This is a genomic window from Mycolicibacterium arcueilense (assembly GCF_058536225.1).
In genome coordinates this window covers 1,815,191-1,840,400 of sequence record NZ_JBZTYL010000007.1, presented here as the reverse complement: position 1 = coordinate 1,840,400, position 25,210 = coordinate 1,815,191, and the positions used below count along the sequence as shown (strand labels likewise).

22 protein-coding genes are annotated in these 25,210 nt (G+C 66.5%); 12 read left to right on the top strand and 10 right to left on the bottom strand.

What is annotated here, in order from left to right:
* Nucleotides 1–46: 46 nt before the first annotated feature.
* The gene (locus tag AC4LGL_RS13215) at nt 47–994 is read left to right on the top strand and encodes a COX15/CtaA family protein (protein WP_491839077.1); all 948 of its coding nucleotides are present in this window, start codon (nt 47–49) and stop codon (nt 992–994) included.
* A gap of 16 nt (nt 995–1,010) precedes the next feature.
* On the opposite strand, the gene AC4LGL_RS13210 is transcribed toward AC4LGL_RS13215, so the two are convergent.
* Together AC4LGL_RS13210 and AC4LGL_RS13205 are read right to left on the bottom strand one after the other, a co-directional pair.
* Nucleotides 1,011–1,814, bottom strand: a complete 804-nt coding sequence (locus tag AC4LGL_RS13210) for an SDR family NAD(P)-dependent oxidoreductase (protein ID WP_491839076.1) — start codon at nt 1,812–1,814, stop codon at nt 1,011–1,013.
* Between the two features lie 35 nt (nt 1,815–1,849).
* Entirely contained in the window at nt 1,850–2,788 is a 939-nt protein-coding gene (locus tag AC4LGL_RS13205) for an ATP-grasp domain-containing protein (RefSeq protein WP_491839075.1), read from the bottom strand.
* A 32-nt stretch (nt 2,789–2,820) separates the two neighbouring features.
* On the opposite strand from AC4LGL_RS13205, the gene AC4LGL_RS13200 reads away from it, so the two are divergent.
* The gene (locus AC4LGL_RS13200; protein WP_491839358.1) at nt 2,821–3,795 is read left to right on the top strand and encodes a quinone oxidoreductase family protein; all 975 of its coding nucleotides are present in this window, start codon (nt 2,821–2,823) and stop codon (nt 3,793–3,795) included.
* On the opposite strand, the gene AC4LGL_RS13195 is transcribed toward AC4LGL_RS13200, so the two are convergent.
* The 3 genes from AC4LGL_RS13195 to AC4LGL_RS13185 all read right to left on the bottom strand — a co-directional run bounded on the left by AC4LGL_RS13195 (nt 3,792) and on the right by AC4LGL_RS13185 (nt 6,806).
* Nucleotides 3,792–4,763 (bottom strand): IS481 family transposase, encoded by a 972-nt coding sequence (locus AC4LGL_RS13195; RefSeq protein WP_491839074.1) that lies wholly within the window; start codon nt 4,761–4,763, stop codon nt 3,792–3,794. The genes AC4LGL_RS13200 and AC4LGL_RS13195 overlap by 4 nt on opposite strands.
* 105 nt (nt 4,764–4,868) lie before the next feature.
* A complete protein-coding gene (locus AC4LGL_RS13190; protein ID WP_491839357.1) occupies nt 4,869–5,813 on the bottom strand; it encodes a DUF1214 domain-containing protein in 945 nt (314 codons plus the stop codon).
* A 60-nt stretch (nt 5,814–5,873) separates the two neighbouring features.
* Nucleotides 5,874–6,806 carry a heme o synthase gene (locus tag AC4LGL_RS13185; RefSeq protein ID WP_491839073.1) on the bottom strand — a complete coding sequence of 311 codons (933 nt, stop codon included), beginning with the start codon at nt 6,804–6,806 and terminating at the stop codon, nt 5,874–5,876.
* Between the two features lie 232 nt (nt 6,807–7,038).
* Here AC4LGL_RS13185 and tkt point away from each other — a divergent pair, with 232 nt between their 5' ends.
* The 9 genes from tkt (at nt 7,039) to AC4LGL_RS13140 (ending at nt 17,962) form a co-directional block, all read left to right on the top strand.
* Nucleotides 7,039–9,129, top strand: coding sequence for a transketolase (gene tkt, locus AC4LGL_RS13180; RefSeq protein WP_491839356.1), 2,091 nt, complete (start codon nt 7,039–7,041; stop codon nt 9,127–9,129).
* A 26-nt stretch (nt 9,130–9,155) separates the two neighbouring features.
* Complete coding sequence (gene tal, locus AC4LGL_RS13175; RefSeq protein WP_491839072.1) at nt 9,156–10,271, top strand: transaldolase; 1,116 nt, start codon at nt 9,156–9,158, stop codon at nt 10,269–10,271.
* On the top strand, nt 10,268–11,818 hold the full coding sequence (gene zwf, locus AC4LGL_RS13170; RefSeq protein ID WP_491839071.1) for a glucose-6-phosphate dehydrogenase: 1,551 nt from the start codon (nt 10,268–10,270) through the stop codon (nt 11,816–11,818). The genes tal and zwf overlap by 4 nt, the downstream gene beginning before the upstream one ends.
* The gene (opcA, locus tag AC4LGL_RS13165) at nt 11,815–12,726 is read left to right on the top strand and encodes a glucose-6-phosphate dehydrogenase assembly protein OpcA (protein ID WP_491839070.1); all 912 of its coding nucleotides are present in this window, start codon (nt 11,815–11,817) and stop codon (nt 12,724–12,726) included. The genes zwf and opcA overlap by 4 nt, the downstream gene beginning before the upstream one ends.
* Nucleotides 12,723–13,454 carry a 6-phosphogluconolactonase gene (pgl, locus tag AC4LGL_RS13160; protein WP_491839069.1) on the top strand — a complete coding sequence of 244 codons (732 nt, stop codon included), beginning with the start codon at nt 12,723–12,725 and terminating at the stop codon, nt 13,452–13,454. The genes opcA and pgl overlap by 4 nt, the downstream gene beginning before the upstream one ends.
* 215 nt (nt 13,455–13,669) lie before the next feature.
* Complete coding sequence (locus AC4LGL_RS13155; RefSeq protein ID WP_491839068.1) at nt 13,670–14,047, top strand: ATPase; 378 nt, start codon at nt 13,670–13,672, stop codon at nt 14,045–14,047.
* Between the two features lie 206 nt (nt 14,048–14,253).
* Nucleotides 14,254–15,546 carry an MFS transporter gene (locus tag AC4LGL_RS13150; RefSeq protein WP_491839067.1) on the top strand — a complete coding sequence of 431 codons (1,293 nt, stop codon included), beginning with the start codon at nt 14,254–14,256 and terminating at the stop codon, nt 15,544–15,546.
* The gene (locus AC4LGL_RS13145) at nt 15,546–16,820 is read left to right on the top strand and encodes an ABC transporter substrate-binding protein (RefSeq protein WP_491839066.1); all 1,275 of its coding nucleotides are present in this window, start codon (nt 15,546–15,548) and stop codon (nt 16,818–16,820) included. Before AC4LGL_RS13150 ends, AC4LGL_RS13145 begins: the two co-directional genes overlap by 1 nt.
* 17 nt (nt 16,821–16,837) lie before the next feature.
* Nucleotides 16,838–17,962 carry an FAD-dependent oxidoreductase gene (locus tag AC4LGL_RS13140; protein WP_491839065.1) on the top strand — a complete coding sequence of 375 codons (1,125 nt, stop codon included), beginning with the start codon at nt 16,838–16,840 and terminating at the stop codon, nt 17,960–17,962.
* A 10-nt stretch (nt 17,963–17,972) separates the two neighbouring features.
* Here the strand turns inward: AC4LGL_RS13140 and ppc are convergent, their stop codons facing one another.
* Nucleotides 17,973–20,777: a phosphoenolpyruvate carboxylase gene (gene ppc / locus AC4LGL_RS13135; RefSeq protein ID WP_491839064.1), complete on the bottom strand. Its 2,805-nt coding sequence runs from the start codon at nt 20,775–20,777 to the stop codon at nt 17,973–17,975.
* 243 nt (nt 20,778–21,020) lie between these two features.
* On the opposite strand from ppc, the gene deoC reads away from it, so the two are divergent.
* Nucleotides 21,021–21,719, top strand: coding sequence for a deoxyribose-phosphate aldolase (deoC, locus tag AC4LGL_RS13130; protein ID WP_491839063.1), 699 nt, complete (start codon nt 21,021–21,023; stop codon nt 21,717–21,719).
* Between the two features lie 63 nt (nt 21,720–21,782).
* Here deoC and secG read toward each other — a convergent pair whose 3' ends face one another.
* From secG to gap, 4 genes are read right to left on the bottom strand one after another with little or no spacing between them, the layout of a single operon-like run.
* Entirely contained in the window at nt 21,783–22,016 is a 234-nt protein-coding gene (gene secG, locus AC4LGL_RS13125) for a preprotein translocase subunit SecG (RefSeq protein WP_003880837.1), read from the bottom strand.
* 45 nt (nt 22,017–22,061) lie between these two features.
* On the bottom strand, nt 22,062–22,856 hold the full coding sequence (gene tpiA, locus AC4LGL_RS13120; RefSeq protein WP_491839062.1) for a triose-phosphate isomerase: 795 nt from the start codon (nt 22,854–22,856) through the stop codon (nt 22,062–22,064).
* A gap of 5 nt (nt 22,857–22,861) precedes the next feature.
* Nucleotides 22,862–24,100, bottom strand: a complete 1,239-nt coding sequence (locus tag AC4LGL_RS13115; RefSeq protein ID WP_491839061.1) for a phosphoglycerate kinase — start codon at nt 24,098–24,100, stop codon at nt 22,862–22,864.
* Between the two features lie 5 nt (nt 24,101–24,105).
* Nucleotides 24,106–25,128 (bottom strand): type I glyceraldehyde-3-phosphate dehydrogenase, encoded by a 1,023-nt coding sequence (gene gap / locus AC4LGL_RS13110; RefSeq protein WP_055113682.1) that lies wholly within the window; start codon nt 25,126–25,128, stop codon nt 24,106–24,108.
* Nucleotides 25,129–25,210 lie beyond the last annotated feature (82 nt).

Sequence of the window (25,210 nt, the reverse complement as noted above, 5' to 3'; positions counted from 1 at the left end):
CCAGCCCTACTACGGGTTGTAGTTCCTGATCAACTACGATCAGGCCGTGCCCGGCGGAACAGCTTTCCAGCGACTGGTCGACCTGCTGCCCCTGCCAAGTCTGCGGGTCCAGCGCCTGATCGCGTTCCTGGTGATTCTCACCCAGGGCGGCATCTCGGTCACCGGGGCGATCGTGCGCGTCACCGCGTCCGGCCTCGGCTGCCCCACCTGGCCCCAGTGCTTCCCGGGCAGCTTCACCCCCGTCCCACACGCCGAGGTCGCGGTCGTTCACCAGGTGGTCGAGTTCGGCAACCGGATGATCACCTTCCTGGTGGTGCTGACCGCCATTGCGGCCGTCCTGGCCGTGACCCGGGCCCGTCGCCGCCGCGAGGTGCTCATCTACGCCTGGCTGATGCCGGCCTCCACCGTGGTCCAGGCCATCATCGGCGGCATCACGGTGCGGACCGGTCTGCTGTGGTGGACCGTGGCCATCCACCTGCTCGCGTCCATGGCGATGGTGTGGCTCGCGGTGCTGTTGTTCGTCAAGATCGGCCAACCCGACGATGGCGCGCCCACCGCGACCGTGCCGAAACCGTTGCGGCAGTTGACGGTCCTGAGTGCAGTCGTCCTGGCCGCGGTCCTGGTGACAGGCACTCTGGTGACGGGCGCCGGTCCGCATGCCGGCGACAAGAGCCTCGATCGCGTGGTCCCGCGACTTGAGGTCGAGATCACCACGTTGGTGCACATGCATTCGTCGCTGCTGGTCGCCTACCTGGCCCTGGTCGTCGCGCTGGGATTCGGCCTCACCGCGGTGCGCGCCTCTCGACCGGTCATGATCCGGCTCGCCGTCCTGGTGGTGCTGGTGTGCGCGCAGGGGCTCGTCGGGATCGTGCAGTTCTACACCGGCGTTCCCGCCGTCCTGGTCGCCGTCCACGTCGCCGGTGCGGCCACCTGTACCGCGGCGACCGCGGCGCTGTGGGCCTCGATGCGTGAGCGCGTCCCGGCCGGCAACTAGTCGGGTCCCGTCCGCGTCAGTGGTTCCACCCGGCGGCGCTCTGTGCGTCGAACGTCGCGTCGATCCGATCGAATCTGCGGCGGATCGACGTTCGTGACGCCTCGTGCGTCAGCACATACAGCCGATCGGCAAGGACCGCCTCCGCGGTGAGCCGGGCAACCTCATCGACGTCGAGAACGTCGTTGCCGGTGATCAGTTGGTCCTCGACCACCTCTCCGCGCGCTCGCGCCGACGTGGCAAGAAGGTTGGTGCCCACCATCATCGGGCACAGCACCGAAACACCGATGCCGTCGTTGCGGACCTCGCGGGCCAGCACCTCCGCCAGTGCGACCACACCGTACTTGGCGACGCAGTACGCGCCGAGCCCCACGTTGGGCACCAGCCCGGCGAAGGACGCGGTGAACAGGAGATGCCCACCCTGGCCCTGCTCGATCAGTCGGGGCAGAAACGCCTCGACACCGTGAATCGGCCCCCACAGGTCGACGTCAAGGACAAAATGCCAGTCGTCGTGGGTCATCTGTGCGACCGGGCCGTCGACAGCCACGCCGGCGTTGTTGAACACCACGTGCACGGCGCCGAGCAGCCGGAAGGCCTCGTCGGCGAGGTGGGTGACCTGTTCGAGGTCGCGGACATCGCACGGCACGCCGTGTGCGTCGTGCCCCTCGGAACGCAATTGCGCGACGGCTCGGTCGAGTGCCGCGGCGTCGTGGTCGGCAAGCACAACCCGGGCGCCCCGCGCGGCGAACTGCCGCGCCGCTGCCAGGCCGATGCCGCTGGCGCCACCGGTGACCACGGCGCCCCGTCCTGCAAAGGTGTCCATCGGACCGACTCTAGGGCGGCCAGGTCATGTGGAGGTCAGAAACCGCGGTGCGACAACGGGCCCAGGCCGAACCGCTCGAGCGCGCCCTCCACACCGACGGCGAACCGCCGCTCGGCGTCTTCCCGAGCGACCTGATCGAGCTGCCGGAAACCCAGCCCTGGCTCGACCAGCTCCAGCTCCAGCACGCGAGGATCTTCCGGGCCGCCGATTACGTCGACACGGGCGTACACCAACTCCTCGGGCTGAAGGTAGAACGACCGGATCAACGCGTCGATCGCCAGGCGCCCGACCCGCCACACCTCGTCGTCAGGATCAGCCGGCGACAACGACTCCTCGGCGTAGGTGCCGGTCTCCTCGAACGCGGGTGACTGTCCAGCCGGGGGCAGGATCGGTCCCTTGCTGAATGCATGGGACTCCTTGCCGCCCAGGAACACCAGTGCGGTCTCGCCGTCGGCGATCCGGTGGTCGTACGGTTGCACCAACACGGCGCGCCCCGTGGCGTGCAGTGCCGCCGCATGGGCCAGGGCCTCGGAGGCGTCGACGAAGCGTTGCGCCCCGGCCGAGCCCGCACCGACCGCGGGCTTCACCACCACTTCGCCGGCAGGCACGACGACCTGTTCACCGACCGCGAAGTGTCCGGTCGGGACCACCGGAATCCCCATACTGTGCAGATCGTCGAGGTAGCGCTTGTCGGTGTTCCACGCCACGACCTGCGGCGGGTTGACCAGATGACGCACCGAGCGCGTCCATGACAGGAACTCCTCGAGACGCTCGGCGTAGTCCCAGGTGGCCCGCAGGATCACCAGGTCGGCGTCGAGGGTGGCCGGGTCGTCCCACGGCAGCCAGCGGGCATGCAGACCGCGGTTGCGCAGCGCCGTCACCAGGCCGGCGTCGTCGCCGTCCCCGTGGGGCAGTGCCGCGCAGCCGGCCAACACGATGCGGGGATGGAACACATCCGGACGGGCGAGCTTCACCCCCGCGATGATAGGTGTGGATGATGGATGGCGTGTATGCCATCGAAGTTGCCGAGACCGGCGGACCCGAAGTCCTGAGCTACGTCGAGCGGCCCGAGCCCGCCCCGGGACCCGGCGAGGTCCTGATCAAGGCCGAGGCCATCGGCGTCAACTTCATCGACACCTACTTCCGGTCCGGGTTGTATCCGCGTGACCTGCCGTTCGTCGTCGGGTCCGAAGTCTGCGGCACGGTCGCCGCCGTCGGCGACGACGTGGCCGCGCTGGCTGTCGGTGACCGCGTCGTCACCGCCAACGCGACCGGCGCCTATGCCGACTTCTGTATTGCCCCAGCCGATTTCGTCGCATATGTGCCTGAAGGCGTGGCTCCAGACGCAATCGCCTCGGCCCTGCTGAAGGGCATGACCGCGCACTACCTGATCAAGTCCACCTATCCGGTGCAGCCGAACGACACCGTGCTGGTGCATGCCGGGGCAGGCGGCGTCGGCCTGATCCTCACCCAATGGGCCACCAGCATCGGCACCCGGGTGATCACGACCGCCTCGACTCCGGAGAAGGCCGAATTGTCCCGGCAGGCCGGCGCGATCGAGGTGCTCGAATACCCCGAGGACCCGACCGAGTTCGGGGACAAGATCCGCGATCTCACCGGAGGGGCAGGGGTCGCCGCTGTGTATGACGGGGTCGGTGCATCGACGTTCGACGCCAGCCTGGACAGCCTCGCGGTACGTGGCACGCTGGCGCTGTTCGGCGCGGCCAGCGGTCCGGTGCCACCGGTGGACCCGCAACGGCTCAACGCGGCAGGCTCGGTGTTCCTGACCCGGCCGACGCTGGCCCACCACACCCGCACGCCCGACGAATTCTCCTGGCGTGCAGGTGAACTGATCAACGCCATCGCAGACGGGTCGATCACCATCACGGTCGGCGGGCGCTACCCGCTGGCCGAAGCGGCCCGGGCCCACACCGACCTGCAGGGCCGCAAGACCGTCGGTTCCGTCGTGCTGGTGCCCTAGATGTAATTCCCACACCGGTTGTGAACGCGTAGGCGTTCGATGGGTGTCTTGCCGCCGATGCCGGTGTGGGGTCGGTGGTGATTGTAGTGATGCAGCCAGTCCGGGTAGGTCGCTGCACGGGCCTGGTCGGACAGATAGATCTGCGCGTAGGCCCATTCGGTGGCGAGCGTGCGGTTGAATCGCTCCACTTTGCCATTGGTCTGGGGACGATACGGCCGAGTGAATTTGTGGGTGACGTCCTTGCCGAGTGCGTCAGCGAAAACCTTTGACCGATAACAGGATCCGTTGTCAGTCAGCACCCGTTTGACGGTGATACCGTGATCGGCGAAGAACGCCCGGGCGCGGACCCAGAAATCCGCGGCGGTCTGCTTGCGTTCATCATCGAGGATCTCCGAATACGCCAACCGGCTGTGATCGTCGACGGCATGGTGCAGGTAGGAGTAACCCATGTTGGCGCGGTTGCGGCGGCCGGCTTGGCGGCCCAGTTTGCGGTGCCCACCACCGTCGGGGATACGCCCGAGCTTCTTGATGTCGACATGAACCAGATCCCCGGGTGCAGCGTGTTCGTAGCGGTGCGGCTTGGGCCTGCGCACCGGCAGGCCACTGGCCTGGTCCAGATCACCCAGCAGCGGCATCCGGTAGCGGCGTAGCACCGCCTCCACGGTCGAGCGTGGCAGCCGCAGGTGCGCGGCGATGCGGTGCGGCCCCCAACGACGCGTGAAGCGCACCTTGATGATCCGCCGCTCCAGCCGCTGGCACAGGCGCCGCGGGCTGCGATGCGGCCGACTGGACCGATCCGCCATCGCATCCTGGCCGCCGGCCCGGTAGCGGTCGGCCCACTTCTTGGCCGTGGCCCTCGAGCATTGGAATCGTTCCGCCGCCCGGGCGTAGGCCCATCCGTCGTCGACGACACAGCGAGCCAGCCGCAACCGGCCCTTCGGAGTCAAACAGGCATTAGCGTGGACCATGAGGACCTCTCGGTGATCGGGGTGTGTGTGGTAACCACACCGATACCGGAGGTCCTCACCTATTTACGCTCACCACGCCGTTCACAACCTGTGTGGGAATTACACCTAGACCGGCTGCGCCGCGGGAAACGTCCAGGAGCCGTCGAGGATCTCGGGTCTCGGCCGGTACAGCCGCACGAGGTAGTTCCAGCCCTCGGTGACGGGCAGCAGGTTGGCCACGCCCCCGCCTTCGTCACTGCCGCCGAACTGCACCGTGGTGGCGCCGTCGGCGTCCTTGACGGCGGTGACGTTGTTCACCGAATAGGCGTTCTGCGCGTTCGGCGTGAGGTAGCCGTCCTTGTTGTAGACCGTGATGGACCAAAACCCGTCCACCGGGACGTCTTTCACGGTCAGCCGGTGCGCTGTGGCGCCGTCGTTCGCCGGTGGCACCACGGTGAGATACAGCGCATCGCGTTCCGGGTTGCCGCCCCAGGCGAACGCCGAGCCGATCAGGTGCCGCACCGGCTCCACCGCATACCTGGGACCGAACATCGATCGGGTGTCGGCAAGGGTGGTGGACAGGGTGATGAGTGCGTCCCGAACTGTCTTCTGACTGGCCGGATCCCACGGCGGGATCTCGAACAACCCCGGCGCGTCGTCCTGTGAGACCACGATCGCGTCCTGCAGCGCGTGCACTGCGGCCAGGTCGGCGGCGTCGGCGGGATCGGCCAGGATGCGTACCGCCGCCGCCGCGTAGCGACTATCGACGGAATCGCGACTGAACGTCAGCTCGGCAGGCGCGTAGACGACGTTGGTGGTGTAGTGGTCTTCGCTGATGATCTGCAGGGACATGAACCGGCCGGCGCACTCGGGCAGCGTGATGGTGACCGGCCCGGCATCGAGATCGAACACCGCTGCGGAGTACAGCGTGTCACGGTTCTGCCGGATGACGATCTGATGCTCGATCGAGCTCATCTCACGGTTGTGAAAGAACTGTCCGAAACCGCCGTCGTTGACGATATTGGCGAAGTACAGGTCGGATTCGGCACGTGCGAAGTTGTCGGGACTCACCGATTCGGTCATGCCACAACGCTGCCACACCCCGGAGGGGCGGACAGCGGGTTCGTGGACCTAGTGACCGAAGAGCGTCGGAAGCGCCAGCGCAGAGTCGATGGCCAATGCGCAGAACACGACGGCCAGGTAGTTGTTCGACTGCAGGAACAACCGCAGCGGCTTCACCGGCTCACCGCGCTTCACCCCGGAGTACAGCTGGTGCGCCATCACCAGGAACCAGGCGCCCGCGAGCAGGGCCACAGCGCCGTACAGCCAGCCGGTGGCCAGCGCCAGCGCCAGCGTGGTGAGGACCGTCAGCCAGGTGTAGATCAGGATCTGGCGGGTGACCTGACGCTCGGTGGCCACGGCGGGCAACATCGGCACGCCGGCCGCCTTGTAGTCGTCCTTGTAACGCATTGCCAGTGCCCACGTGTGCGGCGGCGTCCAGAAGAAGATGATCAGGAACATCACCACTGCCGGCCACTGGATGGTGCCGGTCACCGCGGACCAGCCGATCATCACCGGCATGCAGCCGGCCGCCCCACCCCACACGACGTTCTGGGAGGTGCGGCGCTTGAGCAGCAGGGTGTAGACGAAGACGTAGAACGCGATGGTGGCCACGGCCAGCACCCCGGACAGCAGATTCGACGTCCAGGTCAGCCAGCAGAACGACGTCACCGAGAGCACCAACCCGAAGATCAGTGCATGCCGCGTCGGCACCGAGGCTTGGGCCAACGGGCGGCGGGCGGTGCGCTTCATCACCTTGTCGATGTCGGCGTCGGCCACACAGTTGAGCGTGTTGGCACCTGCCGCGGCAAGCATGCCGCCGATCAGGGTGTTGAGGATCAGCAGCGGGTCAACGGTGCCCCGCTCGGCCAGCAACATGGCCGGAATCGTGGTGACCAGCAACAACTCGATCACACGCGGCTTGGTCAACGCCAAATACGACAGGAAGGTGGACCGTATTCGGCTCGGCGCCCCAGTGATGAGCCGGCGCTCGCGAATGCTCACGCAAATAACTCCTCAGGTGGCGTCACGCGGCTTCTACTACAGACGATGGTAGACCGCCGCCCGAACACCTCGGCACCGCAGGGTCTGTTCGGGGCAACAACCGGGTAAACGAGCGGGTATCGGTGCACGAACCAGTCTGCATCGGATGACTCCGCCCCACTAGGGTGTTTGTCGTAGCAGCATGGCAACTGCGCGCACGTGCCAGCAGATAGAAGACGAGGAAGTGAGCTTAGTGACCACGGCCGAAGAGATCACCGCTCTCACCCAGCCCAACCACCCCGATGATTGGACCGAAGTCGACAGCGTCGCCGTCGACACCGCCCGGGTGCTTGCGGCGGACGCGGTGCAGAAGGTCGGCAACGGCCACCCAGGAACCGCGATGAGCCTGGCACCACTGGCCTACACGCTGTTCCAGCGGCAACTACGCCACGATCCGTCCGATACGCATTGGCTGGGCCGCGACCGCTTCGTGCTGTCCTGCGGGCATTCCAGCCTCACCCTGTACATCCAGCTGTACCTCGGCGGTTTCGGCCTCGAGCTGGCCGACATCGAAGCGCTGCGCACCTGGGGCTCGCTGACCCCCGGCCATCCCGAGTACCACCACACCAAGGGTGTGGAGATCACCACCGGCCCGCTCGGCCAGGGCCTGGCCTCTGCCGTCGGTATGGCGATGGCCGCCCGCTACGAGCGCGGCCTGTTCGATCCGGACACCGCCCCGGGCGAGAGCCCCTTCGACCACTACATCTATGTGGTGGCCTCTGACGGCGACATGGAAGAGGGCGTCACCAGCGAAGCGTCGTCGCTCGCGGGCACCCAGCAGCTCGGCAACCTCATCGTGTTCTGGGACGACAACAAGATCTCCATCGAGCACAACACCGACATCGCGCTGAGCGAGGATGTCCCCGCGCGGTACCGCGCCTACGGCTGGCACGTCCAGGAAGTCGAGGGCGGCGAGAACGTCGCTGGGATAGAAGAAGCGATCGAGGCCGCCCGCAAGGTGACCGACAAGCCGTCGTTCATCGCGCTGCGCACCATCATCGGCTACCCCGCCCCCACCAAGATGAACACCGGTGGCGTGCACGGCTCGGCGCTGGGCGCCGACGAGGTCGCCGCCACCAAGAAGGTCCTCGGGTTCGACCCGGACAAGAGCTTCGAGGTGCGCGACGACGTCATCGCCCACACCCGTGAACTGGTGACCCGCGGCAAGCAGGTCCACGACGAATGGCAGGTGTCCTTCGACGCCTGGGCCAAGCGGGAGCCCGAGCGCAAGGCGCTGCTCGACCGGCTGCAGGCCAAGGAGCTTCCGGAGGGCTGGGATGCCGACCTGCCGCACTGGGACCTGGATTCCAAGCCGGTGGCCACCCGTGCCGCCTCCGGTGCCGTGCTGGCCGCCGTCGGGCAGACGCTGCCCGAGTTGTGGGGTGGCTCGGCCGATCTCGCGGGCAGCAACAACACCACGATCAAGGGCGCCAACTCGTTCGGGCCGCCGTCGATCTCGACCGAGGACTGGAATGCGACCTGGTACGGCCGCACCCTGCACTTCGGTATCCGCGAGCACGCGATGGGTGCGATCCTGTCCGGCATCGTGCTGCACGGTCCGACCCGGCCCTACGGCGGAACGTTCCTCCAGTTCTCGGATTACATGCGGCCTGCCGTGCGTTTGGCCTCTCTGATGAACATCGATCCGATCTACGTCTGGACGCACGATTCGATCGGGCTCGGCGAAGACGGCCCGACGCACCAGCCGATCGAACACCTCGCGGCACTGCGGGCGATCCCGAACCTGTCGGTGGTCCGACCGGGCGACCCGAACGAGACCGCCTACGCGTGGAAGACGGTGCTGGAGCGCACCGCCAGCACCGGCCCGGTGGGCCTGATCCTGACCCGCCAGGGTGTACCCGTGATCGAAGGCACCAGCGCCGAGGGCGTGGCCCGCGGCGGCTACGTGCTGGGCGGCACCCCGGAGGAGAATCCCGACGTGGTGATCATCGGCACGGGCTCCGAGCTCCAGCTCGCCGTCGCGGCACAGAAGCTGTTGGCGGACAAGGACATCAACGCGAGCGTGGTGTCGATGCCGTGTGTCGAGTGGTTCGAATCCCAGCCCAAGGAGTACCGCGATTCGGTGCTGCCGCCGGCGGTGTCGGCCCGGGTGGCGGTCGAGGCCGCAGTGGCGCAGAGTTGGTACAAGCTGGTCGGAGACACCGGCGAGATCGTCTCGATCGAGCACTACGGTGCCTCTGCCGACGACAAGACGCTGTTCCGTGAGTTCGGTTTCACCGCCGAGGCCGTGGCGGCCGCGGCGGAACGATCCCTAGACAACTAGCAGACGACTGGCAGGAGAAGGCGAACATGACTCAGAACCCGAATCTCGCGGCGCTGAGCGCCGCGGGTGTATCCGTCTGGCTCGACGATTTGTCGCGCGAGCGGTTGCAGACCGGCAATCTGCAGAATCTGATCGACACCCGCAGCGTCGTGGGCGTCACCACCAACCCGTCGATCTTCCAGGCCGCGCTGTCGAAGGGCACCGCGTATGACGCCCAGGTCTCCGAGCTCGCCGGGCAGGGCGCCAACGTGGACGACACCATCCGCACGGTGACCACCGATGACGTCCGCAACGCCTGCGATGTCCTGGCCAAGCAGTACGAGGCCTCCGACGGGGTCGACGGCCGGGTATCCATCGAGGTGGACCCGCGGCTCGCCCACGACACCGACAAGACGATCCTGCAGGCCATCGACCTGTGGAAGACGGTCGACCGCCCGAACCTGCTGATCAAGATCCCGGCCACGCTGGCGGGGCTGCCCGCGATCACCGCGGTGATCGCCGAGGGCATCTCGGTCAACGTCACGCTGATCTTCTCGGTGGAGCGGCACCGGGCCGTGATGGACGCCTACCTGTCCGGCCTGGAGAAGGCCCGCGAGGCCGGCCACGATCTGTCCAAGATCCACTCCGTCGCTTCGTTCTTCGTGTCCCGCGTGGACACCGAGATCGACAACCGGCTGGAGAAGATCGGCTCGGATGAGGCGTTGGGCCTGCGCGGCAAGGCCGGTGTGGCGAACTCGCGGCTCGCCTACGCCGCCTACGAGGAAGTCTTCGGCGCGGAGCGCTTCGCGGCGCTCAAGGGTGACGGTGCCCGGGTGCAGCGCGTGCTGTGGGCTTCCACCGGCGTCAAGAATCCGGACTATTCGGACACCCTCTACGTCACCGAACTGGTTGCGCCGCACACGGTGAACACGTTGCCGGAGAAGACGCTGGAAGCGGTCGCCGACCACGGCAAGATCACCGGTGACACCATCACCGGGACCGCAGCGGCATCGCAGGAGATCTTCGACAAGCTCAGCGCCGTCGGCATCGACCTGGTCGACGTGTTCAAGGTGCTCGAGGACGAGGGTGTGGACAAGTTCGAAAAGTCGTGGCAGGAACTGCTCGACGCGACACAGGGCCAACTCGACGCCGCCAAGAAATGAGTCCGCTCAACGACAGGCCGGAGACCGCCTGGCGTAACCCGTTGCGGGACAAGCGTGACAAGCGCATGCCCCGCATCGCGGGACCATGTGCGGTAGTGATCTTCGGGGTGACCGGCGATCTGGCCCGCAAGAAGTTGATGCCGGCCATCTACGACCTGGCCAACCGCGGCCTGCTGCCACCCAGCTTCGCGCTGGTGGGCTTCGCTCGCCGCGACTGGGCGGATGAGGATTTCGGCAAGATCGTCTTCGACGCGGTCCAGCAGCACGCCCGTACGCCCTTCCACCAAGAGGTCTGGGACCGCCTGGCCGAGGGATTCCGGTTCGTGCAGGGCACGTTCGACGACGACGAGTCGTTCGAACGGCTCAAGGAAACCCTGCACAAACTCGATGTCGAGCGCGGCACCAGCGGCAATCACGCGTTCTACCTGTCGATTCCGCCGAAGGCGTTCCCTCAGGTCTGCGAGCAGCTGTCGAAATCCGGGCTGGCCGACAAGCCGGAGGGCAGCTGGAGCCGGGTAGTCATCGAGAAGCCGTTCGGGCACGACCTCAAGAGCGCCGAGGAACTCAACGCTGTGGTCAACAGCGTGTTCCCGGAGTCGTCGGTGTTCCGCATCGACCACTACCTGGGCAAGGAGACTGTCCAGAACCTCCTGGCACTGCGCTTCGCCAACGAGATGTTCGAGCCGGTGCTGAACTCCCACTACGTCGACAGCGTCCAGATCACCATGGCCGAGGACATCGGTCTCGGCGGACGCGGCGGCTACTACGACGGAGTCGGCGCCGCCCGCGACGTCATCCAGAACCATCTGCTGCAGCTGCTGGCGCTGACGGCGATGGAAGAGCCGGTGAGCTTCTCCCCCGCAGAACTGCAGGCCGAGAAGATCAAGGTACTCTCGGCGACCCGGCTTGCCGAGCCGCTGGACGAGACCACGTCGCGGGGGCAGTACGCCGCAGGCTGGCAGGGCGGTGAGAAGGTCGTCGGGCTCTTGGACGAGGAAGGTTTCTCCAAGACGTCCACCACCGAGACGTTCGCAGCCATCACGCTGGACGTGGACACCCGGCGCTGGGCGGGCGTGCCGTTCTATCTGCGCACCGGAAAACGCTTGGGCCGCAGGGTCACCGAGATCGCACTGTTGTTCAAGCGCGCGCCGCACCTGCCCTTCGACGCCACGATGACCGACGAGCTCGGCCAGAACGCTCTGGTGATCCGGGTCCAACCGGATGAAGGCATCACGCTGCGGTTCGGGTCCAAGGTTCCGGGCCACATCATGGAAGTCCGCGATGTCAGCATGGACTTCTCGTACGGTTCGGCCTTCGCCGAGGAGTCGCCGGAGGCGTACGAGCGCCTGATCCTCGATGTGTTGCTCGGCGAGCCATCGCTGTTCCCGGTGAACGCCGAGGTCGAATTGTGTTGGAAGATCCTGGATCCCGCACTCGATTACTGGGCTAGCCACGGTAAGCCCGATACCTACGAGTCCGGAACCTGGGGCCCCGAATCGTCGTTCGAGATGTTGCGCCGGTCAGGCCGGGAATGGAGGCGGCCGTGATTGTCGATCTGCCCGAGACCAATACCGGGGCGATCAACAAGAAGATCGTCGCACTGCGCGAAGAGGGCGGTGCGATCACCCTCGGCCGGGTGCTGACGCTGGTCGTCGCCCCCGATACCGAAGCGGTGCTCGAAGAGTCGATCGAGGCGGCCAACTGGGCCAGCCGTGAGCATCCGTGCCGGGTGATCGTGGCCCTTCCCGGGGACCGCTTGACCACGGAGGCCCGGCTGGATGCCCAGCTGCGGGTGGGCCGCGATGCCGGCGCCAACGAGGTGGTGGTGCTGCGGTTGTCCGGTCCGCTGGCCAACCACGCCAGCAGTGTCGTCACGCCGTTCCTGCTGCCGGACACGCCGGTGGTGACCTGGTGGCCCGATCTCGCCCCCGCCGTCCCGGCACAGGATCCGCTGGGCAAGTTGGCGATTCGCCGGATCACCGACGCCACGAACGGTTCCGATCCGCTGGCCTGCATCAAGAGCAGGCTCAACGGTTACACCGATGGTGACACCGATCTCGCCTGGAGCCGCGTCACCTACTGGCGCGCCTTGCTGGCCGCCGCGATCGATCAGCCGCCACACGAACCCATCACCTCGGCGCTCGTGTCCGGGCTCAAGGATGAGCCCGCGCTCGACATCCTGGCCGGCTGGCTGGCCAACCGCATCGACGGGCCGGTGACCCGGACGACAGGTGACTTGAAGGTCGAGCTGACCAGGCCCAGTGAAACCGTGACCCTGGCGCGGCCGCAGACCGGCGTCACGGCGGTATTGAGCCGCACCGGCAAGCCGGATGCGTTGGTGCCCTTGGCCCGCCGCGAAGCCAAGGAGTGCCTGGCCGAGGATCTGCGCCGGCTCGACGCCGACGAAATCTATTACGACGCACTCACGGGAATCGACAAGGTCCAGTACGTATGAGCACTGTTATCGAGCGTTACGCCGACACCGACACGCTGGTGGCGGCAGCCGGAGACCGGTTGGTGGGAGCAATCACGTCGGCGATCTCGGCACGAGGCCACGCCAACATCGTGCTCACCGGCGGAGGCACGGGAATCGGCCTGCTGAAGCGCGTCGGTGAGCGCAGCGACGAGATCGACTGGTCGAAGGTGCATGTCTACTGGGGCGACGAGCGATTCGTACCGCAGGACGACGACGAGCGCAACGACAAGCAGGCCCGCGAGGCACTGCTGGACCATGTCGGGATCTCGGACGTCAACGTGCACGCGATGGCCGCCAGCGACGGTGAATTCGGTGACGATCTCACCGCGGCCGCCGCCGGGTACGCACAGCTGCTGGCCGCCAACTTCGATGCCCCCGGACCCGAGTTCGACGTGCATCTGCTCGGCATGGGCGGCGAGGGACACATCAACTCACTGTTCCCCGACACTGCCGGAGTGCGTGAGAACAAGCGGATGGTGGTGGGTGTACCCGACTCCCCCAAGCCACCGCCGCGACGAATCACGTTGACACTTCCCGCGGTTCGTAACTCCCGCGAGGTGTGGCTGGTGGTTTCCGGAGAAGCCAAAGCCGACGCTGTCGCCGCCGCGATCGGTGGTGCCGATCCGGTCGACATCCCCGCCGCGGGCGCTATCGGTCGCGACCGGACGGTGTGGTTACTCGACGAGGCTGCGGCAAGCAAGCTCTGAGCCGGCCCATTAGCCGTCCGAGGAGCCGGGCTCCTGCTCGCCGGTTCGGTCGGCCAACGCCTCGGCATAGCCGGCCCGGTAATCGGCCACCTGACGGTTGAGCACGACCCGGTCGGTCACCACAGCCGACCGAGTTCGGTGTTCGCAGAATCGCCGCACAACCATTCAGACGCGGTTGGCCCGCGTTTGGTTCCCCAGCGGCCATACTGTCTGCCATGGCAGACAAAGGAGACGGCCGCGCCCGCCCGAACTCCGGGCGGCAGCGCATCCGGACGCTGACGCAGGCCGCACTCAATGCCGATATGACCGTCGAGCAGGTCGACACCCTGCTCACCGATCTCAGCAGCACCCTCGTCGACCTCAACAGGTCGACCGGCGGACTGGATACCACGCTCGACCGCTTCAACGAAACCATCACCCGCATCGATGAACTCGCACCTCGCCTCATCGGCATGGTCGAGCGCCTGGAGTCGATCGTGGATCGTGTCGAGGTCATCGTCGGCATCGGTGAGGCGGTCATGGCTCCGTTGGCCGCAACGGAAAGCGCGGTGCGCGGCATGATCGACCGGGTCCGCAAGAGCGCCGGCCTGTAAGGCGGGCCCGAGCGGCACCTCGGTTACAGTGGTGGCCATGGGTGCCGGATCCGATCACGTAGACGCACGTGCCGTGCGCGCTGCCGTGGCGTTGGCACCCAGTTTGCTGGCTTCGATCTGGAATCGAGCACGCCTGGCGCCGCTGAAAAGGATCTCGGGTTAGCTCTTCGCTGCCCATTTGCTCCTGCTATCAGCTTCGAGGCGTCATGAAGCCGTCCCTGTATGCCGTTGCGGCATCGCTCTACCTGACCGAATACACCCTCTACTCCAATTCGTCGTCGGCTGTGCTGCTGAACTCGGCGATTGCCGAGTACTTCGGCATCCCGTTCTCACAGGCCGCCTATATCGGCGTGGCGTTCCTCGCCGGGTTCTGTCTCGCGTTGCTGCCTGCGGGCCTGCTGTCGCACCGCTGCCGACCCACGACCTTGTTCTTCGCCAGCTCGGTCGCCTTGGCGGTCCTCGGTATCGCCGTCGGACTCAGCCCCGAGTTCTGGGTGCTCATTGCGTTGCGCTTCCTGCAGGGCATCGCCTCGGCGGTGCTCGCACCCCAGATCTTCCGAATCATCCGGGCTCAGTTCTATCCCGACCATCACTCGGCGGTCCTGGGTACCTGGGGTCTGGTGGTTTCGGCATCCGCCCTGTGCTCACCACTGATCACCGCGTTGCTCAACGACCTGTGGGGCTGGCGCTCGTTCCCCTACGAAACGGTGGTGACCACCGTCGCGGCGATGGCGCTGCTGGCCGTTGCGCCCGCCACACCCGGCGCCGACGAAACCGCCACGACCGGACGGGTGGCGACCCCGATGGTGGCGCTCGCGGTGGTACAGCTCGCGGTCTTCCTGGCGATCGGCTGGTCCACCACGGTGTATACCAAGGTGACGTTGCTCGTCGTGGCGATCCTGCTCGGGATCGTCGTGATCGTTCTGCGCAGCCGGTCCCAGACCCCGGTCCTCTCAGGAAGCCTGGTCGTGGTGTTCGTGGCCGGCATCGCGACCAACGTATTCACCCTCTCGGTCGTGTATGTGCTGCAGCAGGTGCGTGGACTGGATTCCTATGGCTCAGCACTGTTCCTGTTGCCGATGGCGTTCTTCGCCGGGCTGATCCCGATGCTGAGATTCGGAAGGCCGGGAGACAATTCGAAGAGCACCCGGCTGGTGTGCATCGGCTCGGCATTCCTGATCGTGGCCGGTCTGAGCCTGTTCGGACACGTGCCGCTTGGCAGTGCCGCGTTGATGGGTTGCGCCATGGGGTTCCTGTGGAGTTCGCTGGCCAGCAACGTGTTGACGAATTCGACGCAGGTCCCCTTCGATTCCAGTCTGTACCACTACCTTCGGGCGCTGGGCGCGGCGATCGGAGTGGCAACCGGGGCGACGATGATCGACGGTCTGGGCGCCGAGCTGTTCAGCGGCGCAGCCGTGTTGGTGACGGTGATCGGGGTGGTGGCGACCCTCGCGGCCCGTTCGGCATGGCAGGCAACGAGATTGGCTCCGGTGCGATGATGCGCAACCTCACGTTCGGCTGGCCGACTCACCAGCTCACCGACGACCCGCGGCTGGCCTACAACAGCATCTCGAAAACATATTGCCGGCTCATCTATGACAGCCTCCTCGACATCGAATTGGAAACCGGCAGGCTCCTGCCCTGGCTGGCCGCCTCGTGGCACTACCACGACCCGCTGACCCTGGAGCTGACGATCGCCCGCGACCGGCGTTTCTCCGACGGCACACCGCTGACACCGCAGGCCGTCGTGCAGAGCTTCGCCGGCATCGCTGCGCTCCAGGAGGTCTCACCACTTCCTGCCGCGGTGACGATGCTCGCCGGGCTCGACTCGGTCGAGGCGGGCACCGATTCTGTGACATTTCACTTCGTGCGTCACAACGCGGCGTTCCTGCGGTCACTGGCCAGCGTCAACCTGGCGATCCGCAACGCGCAGGGTCTGGGCACCGGCCGATGGCGGCCGGTCCCGGGCGGGGTGACCGACGACTCACGCCGATTGATGTTCGAGAATGCCGATACCGGTGACCTGTACGCCGGCGCGATCGACGGCCACCGCCTCGCCGAGACCCACAACCCGGGGATCAGTTACGGATTGTGTCCCAACACTTCCCGTGGCCCGCTGACCGATCCCGCGGTGCGCCGTGCGCTGTCGCTGCTGATCGACCGCTCCGCGCTGCGGCCGATCCTCGATGCCCACGGATACTCCGTCGCCTTATCGGTGCTTACCCCGACGACCGACGGGTACCGGGACTGCTCCGCCGAGTTGGCCTACGATCCGGTGACGGCCCGCCGGCTCCTCGCCACTGCGGGCGCGCAGCGGCTTTCGTTCGACGTGGTGTTCAACAGCACGTTCTCCCCCGTCGACGCCGCTGTCCTCACCGAGGTTGCCGCACAGTGGCGAGAACACGGTATCGAGCTGGCCCTCGCCGATGTCGGCTTCCCGGAGCTGCGAAGCCGCCAGGAGGCCGGCGACTACGACTTCCGGTTCTTCTACTTCACCGGTGCCGACCCCGACCTACTGCGCTATCAGTTCGCCGTGACCCAGCGAAACATGAACCGCCGCAACGCCGCCGATGAACTGGACATCCTGCTCGACGCCCAGCTGACCTGTGCGGACTCAGACGCCCGTCGCGAGCTCGTGGATGTCATCCAACGCCGCATCGTCGAATCGGGCCTGTGGCTGCCGCTCTGCAATGTCCGAACCGTCACCAGCTACCGACCGGACGCATTGACCGGTGTCCACCTCGACGCCGAAGCCCTGGCCCGGATCCCATGAACCCGAGAGGAATCTCGATGGATATCGCCATCATCGGCGCAGGCCTCGGTGGCCTGGCCGCCGCCGTCGCCCTGCAGCACCACGGCCACCGGCCCGTCATCTTCGACAAGACCCGCGAACTCGGCGAGGTCGGCGGCCCGCTGGGTATCTCGCCGCAGACCCTGCGATTGTTCGGTGAGTGGGGCATTGTCGATGCGTTCGACGAAATCTCCTCGGCCACCCGGTACTTCGAGAACCGCGATCAGCTCGGACAGTTGGAGAAGATCACCGACTACGCGGCAACGCCGGAGGTCGGCGCCGAACACGGCCGGTTCGGCTACGCCGACTCCGACCTTGCTCCGCGCACCGTGCACCGCGCGGATCTGCACGGTCTGCTGGTCTCGGCGGTGGGACCAGAGCAGGTGCGGCTTCGCCACGAACTGTCCGGCATCACCGAGCGTGACGACCACGTCGAGCTCACCTTCGCCGATGGCGAAGTGGTCCGGACCGGCTTGGTGATCGCCGCGGACGGGCTACGGTCGCGGGCACGGAAGATGTTCAGTGACGACGATATTCACTACTGCGGCTCGGTGATCTTCCGGGCCGTCAGCCCCGCCGAATGCCTCGAGATTCCCAACGACCGGCTGCGGTCCTGGCATTCGGCGGACTACGCCAAGCACGTCATCGCCATGCCGGTTCGAGCCGGCAGGCAGGTGGCCGTCGACGCCACCCTCGGAGTGGACGAACCGCCGCTGCACCTGTGGTCGGCCCAGGCCGACCTGCAGGCGCTCGCCGGTCAGTTCGACGAGTTCGACCCGGTGGTCGGTCGGATGCTGCGAGCCGCCACCAGCCCGGTGTACATGCATCCGGTGTACGACCGCGACCCGATCGACCGGTGGACCACCGCGCGCGTCGCGCTACTCGGGGATGCGGCACACCCGATGACGCCGTTCGGTGGCCAGGGCGCCAATCAGGCCATCCAGGATGCCGCCGAGCTGGCCAACCAGATCGCCGCGGTTTCCGCCAGCGACTACGCCGAAGCGCTGCAACGCTATCAACGCGTCAGAACGGAACAGACGGCGGAGATCCAGCGTGCGGCACGCGGTTACGCCGACCGCCGGGCCAGGGTGTCGTTGCGGTTGGCCGACATCCTGCTGGGCTAGCCACCACAATTCAGCCGCTGTTGCGCAGCGCTGTCGCCAAACCGCTCATGGTGAGCAGGATTCCGCGCTGCACCCGTTCGTCGGTGTCGCCGCCGCGGTACCGGCGCAGCAGCTCGACCTGAAGGTGATTGAGCGGTTCGAGGTAGGGGAACCGGTTGAATACCGAGCGGGCCAGCGCCGGGTTGTCAGCCAGCAGATCGTCCTGACCGGTGATCAGCTTGTACATCTCAATGGTACGGGTGTGCTCGGCGACGATCTTGTCGAACACCCGGGCCCGCAACTCCTCGTCGTCGACCAACTCGGAATACCGCGCCGCCAAACCCATGTCCGACTTGGCCAGCACCTGGGCCATGTTCGACAACACCGTGCGGAAGAAGGGCCAGCGCCGGTACAGGTCCTGCAACACCGAGAGCCTGGTGTCGTCGTCGGCGATCCACTGCGCGCACGCGGTGCCCGTGCCGTACCAACCCGGCAGCATCACCCGGGACTGACTCCAGGCGAGCACCCACGGGATGGCCCGCAGATCGGCGATGGAGGTGGTCGGTTTGCGTGAGCTGGGCCGGCTGCCGATGTTGAGTGCACCGATCTCGCTCACCGGTGTGGACGCCTTGAAGTATTCGACGAATCCAGGTGTCTCATGGACCAATTCGGCGTACGCCCGTTGCGCCAGGGCAGCGAGCTCGTCGAGCACCTGATAGGCCGGGCCGGCTTCGTCGCCGAGCCCTTCGACGTCGAGCAAGGTGGACTCCAGCGTCGCGGCCAGCAGCGTCTCCAGGTTGCGGTGCGCGATACGCGGCTCTGCGTACTTCGCCGCGATCACCTCACCCTGCTCGGTGATCCGCAACGATCCGTTCACTGCGCCCGGCGGTTGCGCCAGGATCGCGTCATAGCTGGGTCCGCCGCCTCGGCCGACGGTGCCGCCCCGTCCGTGAAACAGGCGCAACCGGATCCCGGTCGTGCGCGCGGCTTCGACGAGGTCCAACTCGGCTCGGTACAACGCCCAGTTGGCCGCCAGATAACCGCCGTCCTTGTTCGAGTCCGAGTAGCCCAACATCACTTCCTGATGTTGTCCGCGCGCGGCGACGATGCTGCGGTAGACCGGCAACGCGAGCGCGGCCTCCAGAACCGTGGAACCCTGCTGGAGATCCTCGATGGTTTCGAACAACGGCACGATGCCGACGGGTGCGTACACCTCGCCGTGAGCCGCACCCGAAACGTCGAGCAGACCGGCTTCTTTGAGCAGGATCGCCGCTTCGAGCAGGTCGGACACCGACTGGCACATGGAGATGATGTAGTTGGGCACAGCCTGAGCGCCGAAGACGGCGACCGCCCGCGCCGCCGCACCGACGATGTCGAGTTCTTTGCGGGCCAGCTCCGAGAGCTCGGCACCCTCGCCGATCAGTGGACGTCTGGTGGAGATCTCGGCCGCGAGCAGTTCGACCCGCTGCGCCTCAGACAGGGATGCGTAGTCGGGATGGACTCCGGCCCAGGCCAACAGCTCGCCGACCACCTGCTCGTGCACCTCGGAGTTCTGTCGCATGTCCAGGCCACACAGATGAAACCCGAAGACCCGCACTGCTTCTCGCAACCGGCTCAGCCGGTCATCGGCCAGCACCGCGCTGCCGTGGCCGCGCAGCGAGGCGTCCACCGTGTCGAGGTCGGCCAGGAATTCCTCCGGGGTGGCGTAGGCGTCAAGGCCGAGGTCGAGTTCGTGGTCGGGCTGGTCGTCCAGGATCTCGCGACCGGTGGCGGTCAGACGGGCGTGGATCACCCGCAACGCCCGCCGGTAGGGCTCGTCGGCGCGTGCCGGCTCGTGGCAGGCTTCGGCCAGCGCGGTCAGCTCCGCGGTGACCGCGACCAGCCGGGCCGACATCGACAGTTCCTCTTCCAGCGCGGTGATCTCGGTGAAGTAGTGCGCGAAGGCAACATGGGCGGCGCGCCCGGTGGCCAGCCGCACCACGCCCGCATCGACATTGGGGTTGCCGTCCCGGTCACCGCCGATCCAGCTTCCCGGCCGCAGAATCGGCTGCTCCAACAGGTTCTCCCCCGGCCAGCGCGCCTGCAACGCGTTCCGCACCTCGGCGTTCACCTGTGGAATCACCTCGAAGAATGCCGCTGGGTAGTACCGCAGCCCGGTTTCGATCTCGTCAGAGATCTTGAGTCGCGCCAACCGAACGAGCGCGGTCTGCCACAACGTCAGGATGTTGCGGCGCAACTCGATCTCGATGTCCCGGCCGTCGGGGGTGCGGGTAAGTCCGTTCATGCGCAGCCGCATCAACTCGGTGACCCGATGCTGGGTGTCGAAGACCGTGCGACGCCTGGTTTCGGTGGGATGTGCGGTGATCACGGGTGACACCAGGGCACCGCTCAACGCGTCGGCGACGGCGACCGCTGCCAGGTCGGCCCGATCGAGCTTGAGATATGTGGCCGCCAAACTGCTGTCCTGCGGTGGCTCGCCGGCCGCCTCGTGCACCGCGCGTCGCCGCTCGCGGTGGATGTCCTCGGCGACGTTGGCCAGCAGAGCGAAGTGGGTGAAGGCCCGGATGACCGGGATCGCCTGCTGGACATCGATACCGGTGAACAGGTCTGCCAGCTCGGCCCGGTCGATCTCCGAGCGGCGAACCCGGAAGGATTCGACCCGGGCCCGTTCGACCAGGTCGAAGACCTCGTCGCCGTTCTGTTCGCGCACGGTGTCGCCGAGGATCGCCCCGAGTAACCGGATGTCCTCACGCATCGGCTCGGTGGCCTCACGGCCCACCGGAGTGCGCTGAACTGCGCCGATCGGGTCTAATGCGGTGTCGGGAGCGTCGGCCATGTTCTCAGTATCGGCGTGACCCCCCCGGGCCGCACCACAAGGCGAGCACACCAGGGACGAACCACTGTCCGAGCCGCACACGGCGATTTCTGCTCATGTGAGCAAAATAGTGCGGATATGTATGCACGGACGCCGGCCTTGACAGGGCTCATCCTGATCGCGGCGCTGATCATGAACTACGTGCTCGACCGTCAGACCAAATCCGCCTGAAACTCACCGCCACAACGGAAGGATCCGACTCCGATGACCAGCGATACTCCGCCGACCGCCGCCGAGGTCGCCGCGATGATCGACCACACCTTGCTCAAACCCGAGGCCACCGCGGCCGACGTCGAAGCTCTCATCGCCGAAGCAGTGGAGCTGGGCACCTATTCGGTCTGCGTGTCACCGTCCATGCTGCCGGTGACACTCCCTTCTGGCTCCAGCCTCAAAGTCGCTGTGGTGTGCGGCTTCCCGAGCGGAAAACACAGCTCGGCGGTCAAGGCCGCCGAGGCCGCCGAAGCCGTGCGTCACGGAGCCGACGAGATCGACATGGTGATCGACATCGGGGCGGCCAAGGAGGGAGCCTTCGATCGCGTCGAGGCTGACATCGCCGCGGTGCGCGCTGCCGCACCCACGCCGACCGTGCTCAAGGTGATCATCGAGTCAGCCGCCCTGACCGACGACGAAATCGTCGGAGCCTGCCGGGCAGCCGTCGCCGCCCACGCCGACTTCGTCAAGACGTCTACGGGTTTCCATCCGACGGGCGGCGCCAGCGTGCAGGCGGTCGAGTTGATGCACCGGACCGTGCGTGATGCCGGACTCGCGGTGAAGGCATCCGGCGGGGTGCGCACCTTGGCACAGGCACGGGCCATGATCGCCGCCGGGGCTACTCGGTTGGGCGTGTCAGGCTCGCGCGCGTTGCTCGACGCGGCCGAATCTGACGGGGATGCCGGTTACTGAGTGAGCACCAAACAAGAACCGCCCCGGTGAACACCGGGGCGGTTCTTTGTGTTGGTCGCGATATCAGCCGTACTTGATCAGCAGCGCGACGCCGACGATCGACACCAGCCAGATGCCGGTCACGAAGAGTGTCAACCGGTCGAGGTTCTTCTCGACCACCGTGGAGCCGGACAGGCTGGACTGGACACCGCCACCGAACAGGGTGGACAGACCCCCACCTTTAGCACGATGCAGCAGCACCAGGAGCACGACCAGCACGCTGGTCACGACCAGAGTGATCTGCAGAGCCAATTCCATGGCTGTAAGACTACCGGGTACGGTGTCCGGCCTTGGTCCCCGGGGTTACGGCAGCGGTCCGCCCGCGGCGATGGCCGACAGTGTGGCGAACTGCTCGCCGTCCAGCGACGCGCCACCGACGAGGGCACCGTCGATGTCGCCCTTCGCGACGATCTCGCCGACGTTCTTGGCGTTGACCGACCCGCCGTAGAGGACCCGGACGCCGGCCGCGAGCTGCGGCGACGCCAGGTCGCCGAGCTCGCCACGGATCGCCTTGCAGACCTCCTGGGCATCGGCCGCGCTGGCCACCCGCCCGGTACCGATGGCCCACACGGGCTCGTAGGCGATGACCGCCTGGCCGATCTGCTCCTTGCTCAGACCGGCCAGCGAGCCGCGCAACGAGTTGACGCAGAACTCGACGTGGTCGCCCGCCTCGCGCACCTCAAGCTGCTCACCGACGCAGATGATGGGCGTGATGCCGTGCTTGAACGCCGCGGCCGCCTTGGCTGCCACCAGCTCGTCGGTTTCGCCGTGATAGGTACGCCGCTCGGAGTGCCCCACCACCACGAAACTGCAACCGAGCTTGGCCAGGAACGCCCCGCTGATCTCCCCGGTGTAGGCGCCCGAATCGTGCTTGGACACATCCTGGGCACCGTAGGTGAGCCGCAGCTTGTCCCCGTCGACGAGGGTCTGCACGCTGCGCAGGTCGGTGAACGGCGGGATGACCGTCACATCCACCTTGTCGAAGTACTTGTCCGGCAAGGCGAACGCGATCTTCTGCACCAGTGCGATGGCCTCGAAGTGGTTGAGGTTCATCTTCCAGTTGCCGGCTATCAAAGGCTTGCGTGCGGCTTTCGACATGGTTTCTACGACTCCAGTACTTCGATGCCGGGCAGGGTCTTGCCCTCAAGGTATTCCAGCGACGCACCGCCACCGGTCGAGATGTGGGAGAAACCGTCCTCGGGCAGGCCGAGCTGACGCACCGCAGCCGCCGAGTCACCACCGCCGACGACGCTGAACGCCCCCTTCTCGGTGGCGCCGATGATCGCCTCGGCCACCCCCCGGGTGCCTTCGGCGAAGGCCGGGAACTCGAACACGCCCATGGGGCCGTTCCAGAACACGGTCTTGGCGTTGGACAGCAGTGCGGTGAACCGCTTGACCGACTCCGGACCGATGTCGAGGCCCATCCTGCCTTCGGGGATGCGGTCGGAGGCCACGGTCTCCGATTCGGCGTCGGCGGCGAACTTGTCGGCAACCACGATGTCCACCGGGAGATGGATCACGTCGGCGTAGGTGTCGAGCAGCCGCTTGCAGGTGTCGATCATCTCCTCCTGCAGCAGTGACGTTCCTACCGAAACCCCTTGGGAGGCAAGGAAGGTGAAGCACATGCCGCCGCCGATGATGATGCTGTCGGCCTTGGTCGCGAGGTTCTCGATGACCGCGAGTTTGTCCGAGACCTTGGAGCCACCGAGTACGACGGCATACGGACGCTCGGTGGAGCTGGTGAGCTGCTCGAGCACCTTGACCTCGGCGTCGACCAGCGTGCCGGCGTAGTGCGGCAGCAAGGTGGCGATGTCGTAGACCGAGGCCTGCTTGCGGTGCACCACACCGAAGCCGTCGGAGACGAAGGCACCCGGTGAGCCGTCGGCACCCTCGACCAGGGCGGCCAGCGCCTTGGCCAGCGCCAACCGCTCGGCATCGTCCTTGCTGGTCTCCCGCGGATCGAAGCGGATGTTCTCCAGCAGCAGGACGTCACCGTCGGTCAGGCCTTCGGCCCGGGCGAGCGCGTCGGTGCCGACCACGTCGCCGGCCAGCTGCACGTGGCGCCCGAGCTTCTCCCCCAGTGCCGCAGCGACGGGAGCCAGCGAGAACTTCGGGTCCGGACCACCCTTCGGGCGGCCCAGGTGCGCGGTGACGACGACCTTGGCCCCAGCCTCGGCCAGTGCGGACAGCGTCGGCACCGAGGCGATGATGCGGCCGGGATCAGAAATTCGAGCGATGTTTCCGTCTTGGTACTCGAGGGGGACGTTGAGGTCGGAGCGGACCAGCACGCCCCGCCCCTCCACGCCATCGGCCAACAGGTCGGCGAGTGTCTTGACAGTCATTGGTATTAGAGCGACTTCCCTACGAGTTCAACAAGATCGGCGAGGCGGTTGGAATATCCCCACTCGTTGTCATACCAGGAAACGACCTTGGCCTGGTTGTCGATGACCTTGGTCAGACCCGAGTCGAAGATCGAACTGTGCGGGTCGGTGACGATGTCGCTCGACACGATAGGCGCGTCGTAGTACTTCATGATCCCCTTCATCGGTCCCTCGGCTGCGGCCTTCATCGCGGCGTTGATCTCGTCGGCGGACGCCGACTTGGCAAGCTCGGCGGTCAGGTCGGTGACCGAACCCGTGGGAATCGGCACGCGCAGAGCGTAGCCGTCGAGCTTGCCCTTGAGCTCAGGCAGCACCAGGCCGATGGCCTTGGCGGCTCCGGTGGAGGTCGGGACGATGTTCAGCGCGGCAGCGCGGGCGCGGCGCAGATCCTTGTGCGGGCCGTCCTGCAGGTTCTGGTCCTGGGTGTAGGCGTGGATGGTGGTCATCAGGCCCTTGACGATGCCGAACTCGTCGTTGAGGACCTTGGCCAGCGGGCCGAGGCAGTTGGTGGTGCAGGAGGCGTTGGAGATGATGTTCTGGCTGCCGTCGTACTTGTCGTCGTTCACGCCGAGCACGATCGTGATGTCCTCACCCGAAGCGGGCGCGGAGATGATGACCTTCTTGGCGCCCGCGTCCAGGTGACCCTGGGCCTTTTCGCGCTTGGTGAAGATGCCGGTCGACTCGACGACCACGTCGACTCCGAGGTCGCCCCACGGCAGGGCCGCCGGACCTTCCTTTACTTCGAGGGCCTTGATCTTCTTGTCGCCGATGACGATGGTGTCTTCACCCTCGAGGCTGACGTCCTGCGGCAGACGGCCCAGGATGGAATCGAACTTCAGCAGGTGAGCCAGGGTGGCGTTGTCGGTGAGGTCGTTGACCGCCACGATCTCGATGTCAGTGTTCTTGCCCTCGGCCTGCTGCGTTGCCAGGGCCCGGTAGAAGTTGCGTCCGATGCGGCCGAAGCCGTTAACACCTACCCGGATGGTCACGTGATTCTCCCTACAGTTGCCGTTAACTGAACTGCCCGCCGCCAGCCTAGTGGCGTAAACGCCGTGCCGCGCGGTCCGGCCA

Excerpts from the sequence above, each read along its gene's own strand:
- AC4LGL_RS13210 (WP_491839076.1), bottom strand. The coding sequence starts at position 1,814 with ATGGACACCTTTGCAGGACGGGGCGCCGTGGTCACCGGTGGCGCCAGC.
- AC4LGL_RS13195 (WP_491839074.1), bottom strand. The coding sequence starts at position 4,763 with ATGGTCCACGCTAATGCCTGTTTGACTCCGAAGGGCCGGTTGCGGCTG.
- tal (WP_491839072.1), top strand. The coding sequence starts at position 9,156 with ATGACTCAGAACCCGAATCTCGCGGCGCTGAGCGCCGCGGGTGTATCC.
- zwf (WP_491839071.1), top strand. The coding sequence starts at position 10,268 with ATGAGTCCGCTCAACGACAGGCCGGAGACCGCCTGGCGTAACCCGTTG.
- pgl (WP_491839069.1), top strand. The coding sequence starts at position 12,723 with ATGAGCACTGTTATCGAGCGTTACGCCGACACCGACACGCTGGTGGCG.
- AC4LGL_RS13155 (WP_491839068.1), top strand. The coding sequence starts at position 13,670 with ATGGCAGACAAAGGAGACGGCCGCGCCCGCCCGAACTCCGGGCGGCAG.
- AC4LGL_RS13150 (WP_491839067.1), top strand. The coding sequence starts at position 14,254 with ATGAAGCCGTCCCTGTATGCCGTTGCGGCATCGCTCTACCTGACCGAA.
- AC4LGL_RS13145 (WP_491839066.1), top strand. The coding sequence starts at position 15,546 with ATGCGCAACCTCACGTTCGGCTGGCCGACTCACCAGCTCACCGACGAC.
- AC4LGL_RS13140 (WP_491839065.1), top strand. The coding sequence starts at position 16,838 with ATGGATATCGCCATCATCGGCGCAGGCCTCGGTGGCCTGGCCGCCGCC.
- ppc (WP_491839064.1), bottom strand. The coding sequence starts at position 20,777 with ATGGCCGACGCTCCCGACACCGCATTAGACCCGATCGGCGCAGTTCAG.
- deoC (WP_491839063.1), top strand. The coding sequence starts at position 21,021 with ATGACCAGCGATACTCCGCCGACCGCCGCCGAGGTCGCCGCGATGATC.
- secG (WP_003880837.1), bottom strand. The coding sequence starts at position 22,016 with ATGGAATTGGCTCTGCAGATCACTCTGGTCGTGACCAGCGTGCTGGTC.
- tpiA (WP_491839062.1), bottom strand. The coding sequence starts at position 22,856 with ATGTCGAAAGCCGCACGCAAGCCTTTGATAGCCGGCAACTGGAAGATG.
- AC4LGL_RS13115 (WP_491839061.1), bottom strand. The coding sequence starts at position 24,100 with ATGACTGTCAAGACACTCGCCGACCTGTTGGCCGATGGCGTGGAGGGG.